General features: G+C 60.8%; 16 protein-coding genes. 9 read left to right on the forward strand and 7 right to left on the reverse strand.

Translation table 11 applies throughout. The annotated features are described in order from the left end of the window. Positions 1-109: 109 nt before the first annotated feature. Positions 110-1,024, forward strand: a complete 915-nt coding sequence (gene punR, locus GIW48_RS10335) for a DNA-binding transcriptional activator PunR (RefSeq protein WP_236460673.1) — start codon at positions 110-112, stop codon at positions 1,022-1,024. Between the two features lie 119 nt (positions 1,025-1,143). On the opposite strand, the gene GIW48_RS10340 is transcribed toward punR, so the two are convergent. Continuing rightward, complete coding sequence (locus tag GIW48_RS10340) at positions 1,144-2,313, reverse strand: aspartate aminotransferase family protein (RefSeq protein ID WP_017136121.1); 1,170 nt, start codon at positions 2,311-2,313, stop codon at positions 1,144-1,146. 103 nt (positions 2,314-2,416) lie between these two features. Between GIW48_RS10340 and GIW48_RS10345 the strand changes: the two genes are divergently transcribed. Beyond that, positions 2,417-3,322 carry a LysR family transcriptional regulator gene (locus tag GIW48_RS10345; protein ID WP_138450197.1) on the forward strand — a complete coding sequence of 302 codons (906 nt, stop codon included), beginning with the start codon at positions 2,417-2,419 and terminating at the stop codon, positions 3,320-3,322. Here GIW48_RS10345 and GIW48_RS10350 read toward each other — a convergent pair. After that, positions 3,319-3,942, reverse strand: a complete 624-nt coding sequence (locus GIW48_RS10350) for an HAD family hydrolase (protein ID WP_017136123.1) — start codon at positions 3,940-3,942, stop codon at positions 3,319-3,321. The two genes, GIW48_RS10345 and GIW48_RS10350, sit on opposite strands and share 4 nt — an antisense overlap. Before the next feature lie 257 nt (positions 3,943-4,199). Continuing rightward, on the reverse strand, positions 4,200-5,393 hold the full coding sequence (fabV, locus tag GIW48_RS10355) for an enoyl-ACP reductase FabV (protein ID WP_236460674.1): 1,194 nt from the start codon (positions 5,391-5,393) through the stop codon (positions 4,200-4,202). A 275-nt stretch (positions 5,394-5,668) separates the two neighbouring features. Here fabV and GIW48_RS10360 point away from each other — a divergent pair, with 275 nt between their 5' ends. Both GIW48_RS10360 and ppnN read left to right on the forward strand, forming a co-directional pair. Further along, positions 5,669-6,493, forward strand: a complete 825-nt coding sequence (locus tag GIW48_RS10360; protein WP_017137465.1) for an aspartyl/asparaginyl beta-hydroxylase domain-containing protein — start codon at positions 5,669-5,671, stop codon at positions 6,491-6,493. A gap of 149 nt (positions 6,494-6,642) precedes the next feature. Further along, on the forward strand, positions 6,643-8,016 hold the full coding sequence (gene ppnN, locus GIW48_RS10365; protein ID WP_017137464.1) for a nucleotide 5'-monophosphate nucleosidase PpnN: 1,374 nt from the start codon (positions 6,643-6,645) through the stop codon (positions 8,014-8,016). Here ppnN and GIW48_RS10370 read toward each other — a convergent pair whose 3' ends face one another. Continuing rightward, complete coding sequence (locus GIW48_RS10370) at positions 8,017-8,409, reverse strand: RidA family protein (protein ID WP_099549595.1); 393 nt, start codon at positions 8,407-8,409, stop codon at positions 8,017-8,019. A 155-nt stretch (positions 8,410-8,564) separates the two neighbouring features. Between GIW48_RS10370 and GIW48_RS10375 the strand changes: the two genes are divergently transcribed. The 3 genes from GIW48_RS10375 to GIW48_RS10385 all read left to right on the forward strand — a co-directional run bounded on the left by GIW48_RS10375 (position 8,565) and on the right by GIW48_RS10385 (position 9,660). Beyond that, positions 8,565-8,822, forward strand: a complete 258-nt coding sequence (locus GIW48_RS10375; protein ID WP_017137462.1) for an AbrB/MazE/SpoVT family DNA-binding domain-containing protein — start codon at positions 8,565-8,567, stop codon at positions 8,820-8,822. Next, positions 8,819-9,214, forward strand: a complete 396-nt coding sequence (locus tag GIW48_RS10380) for a PIN domain-containing protein (protein ID WP_017137461.1) — start codon at positions 8,819-8,821, stop codon at positions 9,212-9,214. Before GIW48_RS10375 ends, GIW48_RS10380 begins: the two co-directional genes overlap by 4 nt. Before the next feature lie 77 nt (positions 9,215-9,291). Next, on the forward strand, positions 9,292-9,660 hold the full coding sequence (locus GIW48_RS10385; protein ID WP_170039025.1) for a hypothetical protein: 369 nt from the start codon (positions 9,292-9,294) through the stop codon (positions 9,658-9,660). A gap of 21 nt (positions 9,661-9,681) precedes the next feature. Here GIW48_RS10385 and GIW48_RS10390 read toward each other — a convergent pair whose 3' ends face one another. Both GIW48_RS10390 and GIW48_RS10395 read right to left on the reverse strand, forming a co-directional pair. Next, a complete protein-coding gene (locus GIW48_RS10390; protein WP_099549597.1) occupies positions 9,682-10,011 on the reverse strand; it encodes a YXWGXW repeat-containing protein in 330 nt (109 codons plus the stop codon). Positions 10,012-10,170: 159 nt separating this feature from the next. Then, entirely contained in the window at positions 10,171-11,046 is an 876-nt protein-coding gene (locus tag GIW48_RS10395) for a LysR family transcriptional regulator (RefSeq protein ID WP_236460677.1), read from the reverse strand. 120 nt (positions 11,047-11,166) lie between these two features. On the opposite strand from GIW48_RS10395, the gene GIW48_RS10400 reads away from it, so the two are divergent. Next, positions 11,167-11,832: an NADPH-dependent F420 reductase gene (locus GIW48_RS10400; RefSeq protein WP_236460675.1), complete on the forward strand. Its 666-nt coding sequence runs from the start codon at positions 11,167-11,169 to the stop codon at positions 11,830-11,832. Positions 11,833-11,899: 67 nt separating this feature from the next. Here GIW48_RS10400 and mqo read toward each other — a convergent pair whose 3' ends face one another. Next, a complete protein-coding gene (gene mqo, locus GIW48_RS10405; RefSeq protein WP_017137456.1) occupies positions 11,900-13,546 on the reverse strand; it encodes a malate dehydrogenase (quinone) in 1,647 nt (548 codons plus the stop codon). Between the two features lie 435 nt (positions 13,547-13,981). Here mqo and GIW48_RS10410 point away from each other — a divergent pair, with 435 nt between their 5' ends. Continuing rightward, positions 13,982-15,169: an MFS transporter gene (locus GIW48_RS10410; protein ID WP_099549601.1), complete on the forward strand. Its 1,188-nt coding sequence runs from the start codon at positions 13,982-13,984 to the stop codon at positions 15,167-15,169. Positions 15,170-15,288: the final 119 nt, after the last annotated feature.

Raw genomic sequence — 15,288 nt, forward strand, 5'->3', positions numbered from 1 at the left:
ATGCTGCCATCAAACTATTTGCTGACTGGCGCCCATTATGAAGCTGACAGGCTGTGTGTGAAGCGATAATAATTGGATACTTGAATCAAATATTTTGAAGGCAACCGCTATGTGGTCCGAATACTCCCTGGATGTAGTCGATGCCGTGGCACGCCATGGCAGCTTCAGCGCCGCTGCCCAGGAATTGCACCGCGTGCCGTCAGCCATCAGTTATACGGTGCGCCAGTTGGAGGAATGGTTGGCGGTGCCGCTGTTTGTGCGCCGCCATCGCGATGTGGAGTTGACCCCCGCCGGCCGTCTATTTATAGACGAAGCGCGCGGGGTGATGAAAAAAATGCTCGGCACCCGGCGTTTGTGCCAGCAGGTGGCCAATGGCTGGAGCGGCCAGTTGAAGGTCGCGGTGGACTCCATCGTCAAACCCCAGCGCTGCCGGCAACTGGTGCTGGATTTTTATCGGCAATTCCCTGAGGTGGAATTGCTGCTCGAATACGAGGTGTACAACGGCGTGTGGGACGCCCTGGCCGATGAGCGCACCGACATTGTGATCGGCGCCACCAGCGCGGTGCCGGTGGCCAGCCGCTTCACATTTCGGGACATGGGCCTGCTCAACTGGCTGTGTGTGGTCAGCGCCCAGCACCCGCTGGCAAGCGTCAGCGGCTTGCTCAGTGACGACCAACTGCGCCCGTTCGCCTCGCTGTGCATGACCGACACCTCGCGCAACCTGCCCAAGCGTGACACCTGGACCCTGGATAACCAGCGCCGTTTGGTCGTGCCCAACTGGGCCTCGGCACTCGATTGCCTGCGCGATGGGCTGTGCGTGGGCATGGCGCCGGCTCATCAGGTATTGCCGTGGGTCGAGCGTGGCGACCTGGTGGCGCTGCAACTGAGCCGACCGTTTCCGGCCAGCCCGTCGTGTGTGGCGTGGGCGCAGGATAAGTTGTCGCCGGCGATGAGTTGGTTGTTGGAGTACCTGGGCGATACCGAAACCATGAACCAGGAATGGCTCAATGGCCCGGATCTCTGAATATCACGCCGATCCAATGTGGGAGCTGGCTTGCCTGCGATAGCGGACTGTCTGTGCCAACTACAGTGGCTGACACACCGCTATCGCAGGCAAGCCAGCTCCCACAGTTTGATCCGGTTTCAATCCAGGAGACGGGTGATGGCCCGCACAATCATCTCAACCTCCTTGGCATCCAGTGTCAGCGGCGGCAACAGGCGGATGATCTTGCCCCGGGTCACATTGATCAGCAGCCCATGCTCCTGGGCCGCACGCTGGGCCAGGTCACGATAAGGCCTGGCCAGCTCGATGCCGACCATCAAGCCCTGGCCGCGAATCGCCAGCACCTGCGGGTGCTCGCTCAACTCCACCCGCAACCGCGCCAGCAGGCGCTCGCCCTGTAGCGCGGCGTTGTGCAGCAAGCCTTGTTCTTCAATGATGTCCAACACCGTGCAACCCACGCGGCAGGCCAGCGGGTTACCGCCAAACGTGCTGCCGTGGCTGCCTGGCGTGAACAACTGGGCCACGGCGTCCCGGGCCAGGCAGGCACCGATGGGCACGCCGTTGCCGAGGCCTTTGGCCAGGGTTATCACGTCGGGCACGATGCCTTCGTGCTGGAACGCAAACCAGGCGCCAGTGCGGCCGATACCGGTCTGGATTTCATCGAGCATCATCAACCAGCCGTGGCGCGTGCAGTGGTCGCGCAGCGCCTTCAGGTAACCGGGCGGCGCGGGCAGCACGCCGCTTTCACCCTGGATCGGCTCGAGCAAGATCGCCGCGATGCGCGTGCCGAATTGCTCGGTAATGGCCGCCAATGCGGCCAAGTCGCCAAAGCGCACCTTGAGAAAGTCCCCCGGCAGGCGCTGGAACCCCAGGCGCACCGAAGGCCCGTCACTGGCGGCCATAGTGCCCAGCGTACGCCCGTGAAACGCGTTCTCCATCACCACCACCAAAGGCTCTTCAATGCCTTTTTTCCAGCCATGCAACCGCGCCAGTTTCAGCGCGGTCTCGTTGGCTTCGGCGCCGGAGTTATTGAAGAACGCACGGTCCAGGCCGGATAACCGCGTCAGGCGCTCGGCCAGGCGCTGCTGCCAGTCGATGCTGTAGAGATTGGAGGTGTGCAGCAACAGGCCCGCCTGCTCGCTGATCGCCGTGACCAATTTGGGGTGGGAGTGCCCGACATTGGTTACCGCCACACCGGCCACGGCGTCGAGGTATTCACGGCCCTGCTGGTCCCACAGGCGCGTGCCCAGGCCACGGGTAAAGCTCAGGGCCATGGGTTGATAGGTGGTCATCAGGCAGGCGGCGGTCATGGTGGCAGGCTCCAGTGCATCGTTGTGATGCTGCCAGTATCGTTAGCCACCTGAGCTGGATAAACTGCGCATTCCTGCAATGACTTTAAACCAGGGCTTGATAATGGATCTGTTCCAGTCGATGTCGGTGTACGTGAAAGTGGTCGAGGCCGGCAGCATGACCGCCGCCGCGCAGGAATGCGGGCTGTCGACCACCATGGTCGGTAACCACTTGCGCGCGCTGGAGCAACGGCTGGGGGTCAGCTTGCTGAAGCGCACCACGCGCAAACAAAGCCTCACCGAATTTGGCGGGCAGTATTACCAACGTTGCCTGGAGGTGCTGGGGCTGGTGGCCGACTCTGAACTATTGGCAGAGCAGATCCACAGCGAAACGCCCAAAGGCAGCCTGCGCATCACCGCGCCACCGGTGTTCGGCACCGAACGCCTCACACCGGCCTTGAGCGAATTTGCCCAGCGCTACCCGCAGATCAATCTGTATGTCGAACTCAGCAATGAGCGCATGGATCTGGTCGACAGCGGCTTCGACGTTGCCATCCGCCTGGGCGAGTTGGAAACCTCAAGCCTGATCGCCAGGCCGATGCAGGCCTATACCCTGACGCTCTGTGCGTCACCGGCGTACCTGGCGCGACGTGGCATTCCGCAGACGCCCGACGACTTGCGCCAGCACGACTGCCTGGCATTTGCCTACCCGGCGAACGATAACTGGCGAGACACCAGCAAACTGTGGCGCATGACCGGCGATGCAGGCGAAGTGGAGGTGCCGGTGGCCGGAGCATTGACCATCAACAGCTCCCAAGGCTTGCGCCAGGCAGCCGTGAACGGCATGGGCATCATCATGCTGGCCGATGCCCTGGTGCAACCGGACCTGGAGAGCGGCAAGCTGGTGGCGTTGCTGACCACCTATCAACTGCCCAGCCGCCCCATGCACCTGCTCTACCGACAGGACCGCTACCGCCTGCCCAAGCTGCGCGCTTTTGTGGATTTCGCCATGGAAAAGTGGGCGCGCTAAAAGCTCACCCCCAACGCGCGCAAACGCGCGGCAGTGCGCTCGGCCGACACATGGTGAATGCCCTGCCAGCCGAGGGCTTCAGCGGCCTCGATATTGCCGGCAACGTCGTCGATAAACACCACTTCCCTGGCCTGGATATCCGGCAAGTGAGCGCGAACCTGATCAAGGCTCGCGTGATAGATCGCGGGGTCCGGCTTGATCAACTTCAACTCGCCAGACACGACGATATCGCGCAAGTGCTGCAGAAACGGGTAGTTGGCCCGTGCGTAAGGGAAGGTTTCAGCCGACCAATTGGTGAGCCCGAACAGCGGCATATCGGCCTTATGCAGCGCCTCAAGAATGGCCACGCCATCGGGCAACGCGCCACGCAGCATTTCGTGCCAACGGTCGTAATAGGCCTGGATCAGGGGTTCGTGCTGCGGGTATTGCTCGATAAGGTGGCGGGTGCCTTCGGCCAGGCTGCGGCCGGCGTCTTGCTCGGTGTTCCAGGCTTGGGTGCAGATGGTGTCGAGAAAGTGTTGCCGTTCGGCGTCGTCGGCAATCAGCTTGCGGTAAAGGTGCTGCGGGTTCCAATCGAAGAGGACACCGCCAAAATCAAAAACTACTGCACGAATCGTCATCAGATCCTCCGTTAGCGTGGCTTGATAGCGCAAGGAGTCTGGCAGATTGTGAGGAAGGGTGGGAGCACGAGGGAATGTAGGAGGGTTCTGAATTAACCCAAGGCAAATGTGGGAGCGGGGTTGTATGGGAGCTGGCTTGTGTGGGAGCTGGCTTGCCTGCGATAGCATCGCCTCGGTGTAACTGATATACCGAGGTGACTGTATCGCAGGCAAGCCAGCTCCCACATAAGCCAGGCTCCCACATTTTTTGACCGTGTTTAGGCTTGGATAAGGCCCTTGATCTTCACAGTCGGATTCACATCAGCTTCATAGTCCACGCCGTCGATTTCAAACCCGAACAAACGCAGGAACTCCGCCTTGTAGCCGGCGAAATCGCTGATCTCGTTGACGTTGTCATCGGTCACCTGATTCCACAGTGCAGCCACGGCGTCCTGAACCTTCGGCTCCAGCTCAGCCAGGTCGGCGCGCAGGCGGCCGTCGGCGTCCAGCTTCGGCTCGCTGCCGTACAGGCTGTCTTTGAACAGGCCGTAAACCTGCTCGATGCAACCTTCGTGGGTGCCCTGCTCTTTCATCACTTTAAACAGCAGCGACAGGTACAGCGGCATGATCGGGATCGCGGAGCTTGCCTGGGTAACCACGGCCTTGAGCACCGACACACGGGCGTCGCCCTTCAGCGCAGCGAGGTTGTCGCGCAGGGTCAGGACTTTTTTGTCGAGGTCTTTCTTGGCTTCGCCGATGGAGCCGTTCCAGTAAATATCCTGGGTCAGCTTCTCGCCGAGGTAGGTGAACGCAGTGGTCTTGGCGCCTTCGGCCAACACGTCGGCGTCACGCAGGGCGTCGATCCACAGCTGCCAGTCTTCGCCGCCCATGACTTTCACGGTGCCGTCGATTTCTTCCTGGGTTGCAGGCTCAAGGGTGGTATCGACCACAACGCCTTTGTCGGTGTTGATACCGCGCAGGGTCACGGCCTTGCCGATCGGCTTGAGGGTGGAGGTGTGCACCACGCCTTGCGGGTCGGTACGGCGCGGCGCGGCCAGGCTGTAAACCACCAGGTCGATCTTGCCCAGGTCTTTCTTGATGGTTTCGATGGTCAGGCGCTTGATCTCGTCAGAGAACGCGTCGCCGTTGATGCTCTTGGCGTACAGGCCTTTTTCCACGGCAAACTTCTCGAACGCCGCGCTGTTGTACCAGCCGGCGGAGCTCAGCTTGCCTTCTTCGCCTTCTTTCTCAAAAAACACGCCCAGGGTGTCGGCGCCGCAGCCAAACGCAGCACTGATGCGCGCGGCCAGGCCATAACCGGTGGAAGCGCCGAGGACCAGCACCTTTTTTGGGCCGCCTTCGATGGCGCCATGCTGGGTTACGTAGTCGATCTGCTCTCGGACGTTCGCTTCACAGCCAACAGGGTGAGCGGTCACACAGATAAAGCCACGAACCCGCGGTTTGATGATCATAAAATTTCTGCCTCTTCCAAGGGGTCGACGGCCAGTGGTGGCCATTCAACTTCAATCGTACCGGTCTATGACGCGCGAAAAACCGAAGCGTCACGATAGACGCAAATCTTCTGTTTACAAAATCCAATCGGCAAAACAGCTGGCGCGCAGCACCGCCTGGTTAAAAACTGTGTTCAACGTTCACAAATTCGCAATATTTAAAACGCCCGGCGCCGTGATAACCCACTATCATGGCGGGATTGTTTCGCTTTGTTTCAGGTCCGGAGCCTCGCTTCATGAGTAAAAGTGCTGTGCAAAAAAAATTGGTCTCAGTCGCCTGGGTACTCGGCGTTCTGCTGTTCATCTATTGCTTCCCACGTACCAGCCTGGTGTTTCTGCTGCTGGTGCTGTTCTGCGGCATTTATGATTTCCTGCGCAACGGCCTGTACGACCGCGACACCATCAAGAAATACTTCGTTGGTAACGGCCGCAACACCTGGATATTGGCGCCGTTCAATACCCTGTTCGACCTGTTGAGCCTGCGCAACCGCCACGTCTACACCATGCGCGACCTGCCGCCCGCCTGGCGCGAAGACCTGCAACAAGTCATCGACGACGCCATGGCCAACAAGGACGAAATCATCAGCTACCTGGACGAGCGCATGGCCGAGAAAAAGCGCGGCATGTTGTTCTTCCAATGGTACGGTCGCCCGATCGAAACCACCCTGGACATTCCGCAACTGCGCAAGAAACTGCCGTTTGTGAAGACCATCGGCGTCTCGGTGTTCAACGAAAACCGCTCCACGTCCTTCCACTTCGGCCCGCTGCGCATGATGTTCCGCGTGCTCTACAACATGGCGCCGGCGCCGCATCACGACGGTGTTTACATCCAGGTGGGCAAGCACAAGCACTACTGGCACGATGACCCGCTGTTCATCTTCGATGACACGCTGATGCATGCCTCCTTCAACAAAAACGACGCAAAGCGTTACTGCCTGTTCATTGACATCGTGCGGCCGACCTTGCTGCCCTCAGTGCTCAACGCCGTGATTTCGGGTTTTGCCGGGTTGGTGTTTACCCTGCGTCGGGTTTTCTACAAAAACTGGAAGCTGATTCAGTAAGTTCTGCGGCATGATGGTGTTGACGGCGTTTGCGCCCTGCCCTTCTGGCGGCCAAACTAACTGTCTAGTGCGACCGAGTTCGGCGCTCACCATTCTCCAGCCATCGCCGCCCCTGGCGGCTGCGATGGCTGTGCTTTCAAGGAATCAGAATGCCCCAACGTCAAGTCATCAATGCCTCCGTCAGCCCCAAGGGCAGCCTCGAAACCCTGTCCCAACGTGAAGTCCAGCAACTGAGTGAAGCCGGTTCCGGCAGCATCTACACGTTGTTCCGCCAGTGCGCCCTGGCCATCCTCAACACCGGCGCGCATATCGACAACGCCAAGACCATCCTCGACGCCTATAAAGACTTTGAAGTGCGTATCCACCAGCAAGACCGTGGCGTGCGCCTGGAACTGTTGAATGCGCCAGCCGATGCCTTCGTCGACGGCGAGATGATCGCCAGCACCCGCGAAATGCTCTTCAGCGCCCTGCGCGATATCGTCTACACCGAGAACGAGCTGGACAGCCAGCGCATAGACCTGAGCAACTCCCAGGGCATCACCGACTACGTGTTCCACCTGCTGCGCAACGCCCGTACATTGCGCCCGGGTGTCGAACCGAAAATCGTGGTGTGCTGGGGCGGGCACTCGATCAATACCGAAGAATACAAATACACCAAGAAAGTCGGCCACGAACTGGGCCTGCGCAGCCTTGACGTGTGCACCGGCTGCGGCCCCGGCGTGATGAAAGGCCCGATGAAAGGCGCGACCATTTCCCACGCCAAGCAACGCATTACCAACGGCCGTTACCTGGGCCTGACCGAGCCGGGCATCATCGCGGCCGAAGCACCGAACCCCATCGTTAACGAGCTGGTGATTCTGCCGGACATCGAAAAACGCCTGGAAGCCTTTGTGCGCGTGGGCCACGGCATCATCATCTTCCCGGGCGGCGCCGGCACGGCCGAAGAGTTCCTGTACCTGCTGGGCATCCTGATGCACCCGGATAACCGCGATGTACCGTTCCCGGTCATCCTCACCGGGCCGAAACAGGCCGCGCCGTACCTGCAACAACTGCACGCGTTCGTCGGCGCCACCCTCGGCGAAGCGGCGCAGGCGCACTACCAGATCATCATCGACGACCCGGCCGAAGTGGCCCGCCAGATGACCGTCGGGCTCAAGGCCGTGAAGCAATTCCGCCGCGAGCGCAACGACGCGTTCCACTTCAACTGGCTGCTGAAGATCGACGAAGGCTTCCAGCGCCCGTTCGACCCCACCCACGAAAACATGGCCAGCCTGCAACTGAGCCACGCGCTGCCGCCCCATGAGCTGGCGGCCAACCTGCGCCGCGCGTTCTCGGGGATTGTGGCCGGTAACGTCAAGGACAAGGGTATTCGCCTGATTGAGCAGCATGGCCCGTATGAGATTCACGGTGACCCGGCGATCATGAAACCCTTGGACGAGCTGTTGCAGGCATTTGTCGCCCAGCACCGTATGAAGTTGCCGGGCGGCGCAGCCTATGTGCCGTGCTATCGCGTGGTGCAGTAACTAGCGCTGCACCGCCACGCATTTGATTTCCACCAATAGGCCGGGGTGTGCCAGTTCGGACACCCCGATCGTGGTCCAGGCGCAATGCCCCCGCGGGAACAGGCGGTTTTTCACCTCCCGAAAAACCGCCATGTGCTGGCGCATGTTCACGTGATAAGTGGTCATGTCCACCACGTCATCGAAGCTGCAACCGCCCTCTTCCAATACTTCCCTCAGGTTTTCCCAGGCCGCGATAAATTGCGCCTCGGGGTCTTCGATCACGGCCAGCTGCGGTGTACGGCCGACCTGGCCTGCACAGTAAAGAGTGTTGCCAACTTTTACCGCAGGCACGTAGCCGGCGCGCTCGACAATGGGTTGCATGGCGGCAGGAATGATGAGCTGACGTTCGGTCATAGCTTGTATCTCTTTGGGTCGCAGGCGGGCGTGTGAGCGCGCAGAGTTCGAGCTAGGGTTTTACCTGTTCCCACTCACTCACACCAGCAGAGCACCCTATGGACCAACGGATCTTGTCCTTCATCAATCCTTACCTTAACGTAAGGAATATCACGATGGAGATTTTCACTATGGCCACCGCCACACTCACCTCGAAAGGGCAAATCACTATCCCCGTGCAAGTGCGCACCGCGCTTGGCCTGGAAACAGGCGATCGGGTTGAATTTGTCGAAACGGAAGACGGCAAGTTTTCCATTATCGCCGCGAGCAAAACCGTGCAGGACCTCAAGGGGCTGATCCGCAAGCCTGCGCAGGCCGTGTCGATCGAAGACATGAACCGCGCCATCGCCGCGCAAGGAGCAAACGCCGGATGATCGGGCTCGATACCAATGTGCTGGTGCGCTATGTCACCCAGGATGACCCCGTGCAATCGCCCAAGGCCTCGGCGCTGATCGAGTCGCTCACCAGCGTGTCACCGGGCTTTGTCAGCCTGGTGTCGGTGGTGGAATTGGTCTGGGTGCTGCAAAGCTGCTATCAATCGGCCAAAAGCGACGTGGTGACCGTGCTGGAAACCCTGCTGCGCACCCGTGAACTGACCGTCGAGCACGCCGAGATCATCTGGCAGGCACTGCGACGATTCACAGGCGGCAAAGCCGACTTCGCCGACTACCTGATCGAACGCTGCGCCCATGCCGCCGGCTGTGAATACACCGCCACCTTCGACCTTGATGCGGCAAAAGCCACGGGGATGAAGCGCCTGGCTTGAGCCGCAGCATTGCGACGCATGCCGGGCTTTGGTAAAAAACGCCACTGCCCTTGATCAAGAGAACTCCCCACGTGCGCATGCTGCTTCTTGTTGCCATGGCCCTGGCGCCCACCCTCGCCCTGGCCGAGACCATCACCTGGCCCGACCTGCCCAAAACCTGCTTCGTCAGCGGCCGCTCCGCGACCAGCGTGGATATCGACAGCGGCTGCGCGGCGTTTACGCTGAATGTGCAAGGCAAGCCCGCGGGTTCACCGATCAAGGTGGATGTGCCGCAGTACGCCCTGCATGTGGATGAAGCCACCGGCAAGGAAACACCGGTGATCATCATCCAGGCCGAAGAACACGGCGACACCCAGATAGTTGGCTATCAGGAGTTGGGCAGCGATCAACTCGGTGCCGCGCTGCTGCGCGAGGTCAAGCTGTTAGGCACCCAAAAGCCGAGCTAGCCGTTTTGTCAGGTGCCAGGTTCAGCGAACCCAGCCACCGCCCTGCCAGTGATAACCGTCATTACGCTGCACCCAGTGCGGATGCACATAACGATAACCTTCGCGCACCTGCTCCCAATGGCCGTGCACCGCCACATAGCGCCCACCTTCCCAACGCCAGTAGCCGCGTGACCACACATAACCGTAGCGAGCCGCTGGCTCGACTTCGATCACCTGCACCGGCGGCGGCTGCGGCGCCACCACCTCGACATACTCTCGTTGCACCGGCCCGCGCTCGTGCACCACGCGCTCTTGTACACACCCGGACGCCGCGACGACAAACGCCGCCAATGCCGCATAACGTAGCAACATACACACCCCTCGGGCGCCAGCGCCCAACGAATACACCGGTAAAAAATGCCCCCTTGCTGCAGCCTCGCTCCTGCTTGGCTATGGGTTATTTTTAACAGGTGGTGTCTGTCAGGTTGCTGAACCTGAGGTATTCGCACCACAGGGCCGGTATTTGAGCGCTCAAGCGGGTCCGAAACGCCCCAGCACCGCCTCGACAAAGCGCCGCAACTTGGCCGTGCGCTGGCGGTTCGCCGTGTAGACCAGGTGCATCGAGCGGCTCGGCGCCTCGAAGCCTGGCAGCACCCGCACCAACTCGCCCTTGGCCAGTGCCGTGCGCAAGAAGTCTTCAGGGCCAAGCACGATGCCGAAACCATCCAGTGCCGCCGTCATCAACGCCCGGCTTTCGTTGACCTGCAAACGGCTGGCAACCTGCACCTTGTGCACAGTGGTGCCTTGGTAAAAGACCCATTCACGCTCTGCCGGGCGTGACCAGAACGCATAACCCAGGCATTCGTGATGCTCAAGGTCTGCCGGCACCAAAGGCACGCCCCGTGCGGTCAGGTAGGCAGGCGCAGCGCAGGCCACCAGGCGATAAGGTGCCAGCGGCCGCGCCGTAAGGCCGGTCGTCGCCAGGGGGCCGATGCGAAAAGCCGCTTCATAACCCTCCTCCACCAGGTCGACAAAACGGTCGGTCAGGTGCAAGTCGATTTCCACATCCGGGTTGTCACGCAAAAACCCGGTAATCAGCGGCATCAGGCTGTAGGAGCCGAACGTGACCGGGGCGGTGACCTTCAACTTGCCGCGCGGGGTGTCATTCATGATCTGCGCCAGCGAATCGGCCGCCTCGGCTTCCGTGAGGATATGTTTACAGCGCTCGTAGTACGCGCTACCCAACTCCGTCAGGCTTTGCCGGCGCGTGGTGCGGTTGAGCAAGCGGGCGCCCAGGTGTTGCTCCAGCGCGGTGACATGCTTGGCCACCATCTGCGGCGACAGGTTCAAGCGCTCGGCGGCGCGGGCATAAGAGCCCAGCTCGGCGGCCTTTACAAACGCACTCATGCTGGTTAGACGGTCCACGATTAACTACTCCCAGTAACTACACTGACTCCAAACCACCCATTTATCACCCAATGGTTGCCAATCATCATAGCCACTCCCCCACTTCGCAGGAGCAAAGCCATGAAGATTGGCGTGATTGGAGCAGGTTTTATCGGGCGCGCCGTGGCCCAACTGGCCCTGGCTGCCGGGCACGCGGTGATGCTGAGCAACTCCCGTGGCCCGCAGACCATGAGCAGCGTGCGCAGCGGCATACCCGGTGTGCAAGTGGGCAGCGCGCAGGATGCCGCCCAGTTTGGCGACGTGGTGCTGGTGGCGATCCCGCTTGAACACTACCGCAGCGTGCCCGCGCAGTGGCTGGCAGGCAAAACGGTGCTGGACGCCAACAATTACTACCCTGACCGCGATGGGCATATCCCGGTGCTGGACCGTTTTGAAACCACCACCAGCCGCCTGTTGGCCGAGCATTTTGCCGACTCAAAGGTCGTCAAAGTGTTTAATGCGATCTTTGACTCAGACATCAATCGCGATGCACGCCCCCACGGTGCGCCTGACCGTCGCTCCCTGCCGGTGGCCGCCGATGATGCGACGGCAAAGGCGCATGTGATCACGCTGCTCGACGAGCTGGGTTTCGACGCCGTGGATGCGGGAACGCTGGATGAAAGCTGGCGCTTTGAGCGGGCCAAGCCTGCGTACTGCGTGCCGCTGGATAAAGCCGGTTTAAAGGCCGCATTGGCCGCCGCCGAACGCACGGTGGAACTGCCGCCAGCCGAACGCTCCCGCACCTGAACCCACGCCCACAAAAAAGCCCGCTGACCGTTACCGGTTCAGCGGGCTTTTTAACATCAGGCTTGGCTTACAGCGCCAGGTCAGACGTCGGCTTGCTCGGCTCAGCCGCAGGCTTGGCAGCCTCGGTGGCCTTTGGCGCGGTCAGCTGCGGGATCGCAGGCGGAGGCGTCAGTTGCAGGATACCGGCGGTGTAGGCCCATTCCTTGGCAACAGCCTCAGGGCTGTCGTTCAGCTTGGTGCCGTAGCTCGGTACGATCTGGTGCAGTTTGGCCTGCCACTCAGGCGTCGCGACCTTGTCCTTGAACACTTTTTGCAGCACGGTCAGCATGATCGGAGCCGCGGTGGACGCGCCCGGCGATGCACCCAACAGGCCGGCGATGGTGTTGTCGGCGGAGCTGACCACTTCGGTGCCGAGTTTCAGGACGCCGCCCTGCTCTTCGTCACGCTTGATGATCTGCACGCGCTGACCGGCTTGCCACAGGCGCCAGTCGGACTGCTTGGCGTTCGGGAAGTACTCTTGCAGCGCCTTGAAGCGGTCGTCATCGGACAGCATCAGTTGGCCGGCGAGGTACTCGACCAGTGGGTATTCACGAATACCGACTTTGGTCATAGGCCAGATGTTGTGGGTGGTGGTGCTGGTCAGCAGGTCCAGGTACGAGCCTTCCTTCAGGAACTTGGTCGAGAAGGTTGCGAATGGGCCAAACAGAATCACACGCTTGCCATCCAGCACGCGGGTGTCCAGGTGCGGAACCGACATCGGTGGCGCGCCAACCGAAGCCTTACCGTAGGCCTTGGCCATGTGCTGCTCGGCGATGGCCGGGTTATCGGTCACCAGGAACGAACCGCCCACCGGGAAGCCTGCGTATTCCTTGGCTTCAGGAATGCCCGACTTTTGCAGCAGGTGCAGTGCACCGCCGCCGGCGCCGATGAACACGAACTTGGCGTCGGTTTCGGTCTTGGTGCCGTCTTTCAGGTTTTTGTAGCTCACACGCCACGAACCGTCGGCGTTCTTGGTGATGTCCTGCACTTCGCTCGACAGTTTGAGATCAAACTTCGGCGTGGTTTGCAGGTGAGCGACGAACTGGCGGGTGATCTCGCCGAAGTTCACGTCGGTGCCGATCGGGGTCCAGGTGGCGGCGATCTTCTGCTTCGGATCACGGCCTTCCATCATCAATGGAACCCACTTGGCGATCTGCGCCGGGTCTTCGGAGTACTGCATGCCGGCGAACAGCGGGCTGGCTTGCAGGGCTTCGTAACGCTTTTTCAGGAACTTGATGTTGTCATCGCCCCACACAAAGCTCATGTGCGGTGTGGAGTTGATGAACGAACGCGGGTTCTTCAGCACGCCCTGCTGCACCTGCCAGGACCAGAACTGACGGGAAATCTGGAACGCTTCGTTGATCTCGACCGCTTTCGGGATCTCAACGGTGCCGTCCTTGTTTTCCGGGGTGTAGTTCAGTTCGGCCAGGGCCGAGTGACCGGTACCGGCGTTGTTCCAGCCGTTGGAGCTTTCTTCGGCCACGCCATCGAGGCGCTCGACCATCTCCATCGACCAGTCCGGCTGCAGCTCATTGAGCCAAACACCCAGGGTCGCACTCATGATGCCGCCGCCGATCAGCAGCACATCGACTTTCTTTGCCTCTTCCGCGTGAACGGACGTGATCCCCATCGACAAAGCCAGCCCCAGCAGGGCAGTGTTTACTTTTTTAAACATCAGTAGCACCTATGATAAAACGCCATCCGCCCCACCGCCCCTGACTCTGCAGGCCGTAGGGTGGGCACACAAGGCCGACGTAGCGACCTCACTGTTTTTGTCCCTTCTGCGCTGACTTCTTATCATTATTGGCTTCAGCTACCTGGGCGACAGCCGACCGCCGGGACGTATACGGGTGTACGCACCGGGGAAAGACTAGACCAAGACGGCGCGCAGAATATCACGCTGAACCGCATTTATGCGCCGTTTGGCCAATTGACAGCTCTAAATCGCGGCTTTTAACGCGCACGTGTCAAGCATCCCAGCCGCGACCTGGGGTCACAGGGCGTTTAATCAAACTGAACGCTCGCGCAAAACGCTGTTCTAGACACCTTCGTGGCGGCTTGCGTAGCATCGCCACTGTCCTTCGTGCACTTTTTTCCTACAGAGTTACCCATGACTATCCAGCAAACACCCGGGCACGTACTGCCCGCGCGCAGCGCCGCCAAAATGGAAGCTGCCATGGCCGTGGGCGCCTTCGCGATCGGCACCGGCGAATTCGCCATCATGGGCCTGATGCCCGATATCGCCCAAAACCTGGGCTTAAGCGAACCCCAAGTCGGCCACGCCATCAGCGCCTACGCCCTGGGCGTGATGGTCGGCGCGCCACTGCTGGCGATCCTCGGCGCCAAACTGCTGCGCAAACACATGCTCTTACTGCTGATGGGCCTCTACGCCCTGGGCAACCTCGCCACCGCCTTCACCCCGACCTTCGGCTCGCTGGTGGCCTTCCGCTTTATCAGCGGCCTGCCCCACGGCGCCTACTTCGGCATCGCCGCCGTCGTCGCCTCCAGCATGGTGCCCAACGACAAACGCGCCGGCGCCGTGGCCCGCGTGATGATGGGCCTCACCCTCGCCATGCTGCTCGGCAACCCCATCGCCACCTTCCTGGGCCAACACCTGGGCTGGCGCTCGGCGTTCGCACTGGTCAGCGCCATCGCCCTGTGCACTATCGCCCTGGTCTGGCAATTCGTCCCCGACCGCCACGACGAACCGCGCAGCGACCCGCGCAAAGAACTGCGCGCCTTCACCAAACCCCAAGTGTGGATGGCCCTATCCATCGGCGCGATTGGCTTTGCCGGCATGTTCTGCGTGTTCAGCTACCTCGCCCCGACCATGCTCGAAGTGACCAAAGTCTCGCCCCAGTGGATCCCCTTCGGCCTCGCCGCGTTTGGCTTGGGCGGCATCATCGGCAACATCGCCGGTGGCAAACTGTTCGACCGTATGCAATTTCGCGCCGTGGGCTGGATTATGGTGTGGTCGATGGCCGTACTGATCTTCTTCACTTTCGCCGCCAGCTCGCTGTGGAGCGTACTGTTGGGCATCGGTTTGGTCGGCACCATGATTGCCATGGCCGCGCCGCTGCAAATCCGCCTGATGGACATTGCCCACGAAGCCCCAAGTTTGGCGGCAGCCTCCAACCACGCAGCGTTCAACCTGGCAAACGCGCTAGGGCCGTGGTTCGGCGGGATGGCGATTACAGCGGGATATGGCTGGACCAGCACCGGCTACATCGGCGCCGCCACCGCGCTGGTCGGCCTGGGCATCTACCTCATCGCCCGCCGCATGAAAGGCGGCCACTGACACCACCTTTTTAAAGCCCACCCAAGATCCAATGTGGGAGCGGGCTTGCTCGCGAAAGCGGTGGGTCAGTCACCAAGTCAATGACTGCCCCACCACCCCATCAATCATCATGCAACAAC

Origin of the sequence: Pseudomonas sp. PA-6-3C, from assembly GCF_021605825.1 — a bacterium.
Taxonomy (GTDB): Bacteria; Pseudomonadota; Gammaproteobacteria; order Pseudomonadales; family Pseudomonadaceae; genus Aquipseudomonas; species Aquipseudomonas edaphica.

What these genes read in the sequence shown, in the direction of transcription:
- GIW48_RS10345 (WP_138450197.1), top strand. Translation starts at nt 2,417, where the DNA reads ATGGATCTGTTCCAGTCGATGTCGGTGTACGTGAAAGTGGTCGAGGCC.
- GIW48_RS10350 (WP_017136123.1), bottom strand. Translation starts at nt 3,942, where the DNA reads ATGACGATTCGTGCAGTAGTTTTTGATTTTGGCGGTGTCCTCTTCGAT.
- GIW48_RS10360 (WP_017137465.1), top strand. Translation starts at nt 5,669, where the DNA reads ATGAGTAAAAGTGCTGTGCAAAAAAAATTGGTCTCAGTCGCCTGGGTA.
- ppnN (WP_017137464.1), top strand. Translation starts at nt 6,643, where the DNA reads ATGCCCCAACGTCAAGTCATCAATGCCTCCGTCAGCCCCAAGGGCAGC.
- GIW48_RS10380 (WP_017137461.1), top strand. Translation starts at nt 8,819, where the DNA reads ATGATCGGGCTCGATACCAATGTGCTGGTGCGCTATGTCACCCAGGAT.
- fabV (WP_236460674.1), bottom strand. Translation starts at nt 5,393, where the DNA reads ATGATCATCAAACCGCGGGTTCGTGGCTTTATCTGTGTGACCGCTCAC.
- GIW48_RS10385 (WP_170039025.1), top strand. Translation starts at nt 9,292, where the DNA reads ATGCTGCTTCTTGTTGCCATGGCCCTGGCGCCCACCCTCGCCCTGGCC.
- GIW48_RS10410 (WP_099549601.1), top strand. Translation starts at nt 13,982, where the DNA reads ATGACTATCCAGCAAACACCCGGGCACGTACTGCCCGCGCGCAGCGCC.
- GIW48_RS10390 (WP_099549597.1), bottom strand. Translation starts at nt 10,011, where the DNA reads ATGTTGCTACGTTATGCGGCATTGGCGGCGTTTGTCGTCGCGGCGTCC.
- mqo (WP_017137456.1), bottom strand. Translation starts at nt 13,546, where the DNA reads ATGTTTAAAAAAGTAAACACTGCCCTGCTGGGGCTGGCTTTGTCGATG.
- GIW48_RS10375 (WP_017137462.1), top strand. Translation starts at nt 8,565, where the DNA reads ATGGAGATTTTCACTATGGCCACCGCCACACTCACCTCGAAAGGGCAA.
- GIW48_RS10370 (WP_099549595.1), bottom strand. Translation starts at nt 8,409, where the DNA reads ATGACCGAACGTCAGCTCATCATTCCTGCCGCCATGCAACCCATTGTC.
- GIW48_RS10400 (WP_236460675.1), top strand. Translation starts at nt 11,167, where the DNA reads ATGAAGATTGGCGTGATTGGAGCAGGTTTTATCGGGCGCGCCGTGGCC.
- GIW48_RS10340 (WP_017136121.1), bottom strand. Translation starts at nt 2,313, where the DNA reads ATGACCGCCGCCTGCCTGATGACCACCTATCAACCCATGGCCCTGAGC.
- punR (WP_236460673.1), top strand. Translation starts at nt 110, where the DNA reads ATGTGGTCCGAATACTCCCTGGATGTAGTCGATGCCGTGGCACGCCAT.
- GIW48_RS10395 (WP_236460677.1), bottom strand. Translation starts at nt 11,046, where the DNA reads ATGAGTGCGTTTGTAAAGGCCGCCGAGCTGGGCTCTTATGCCCGCGCC.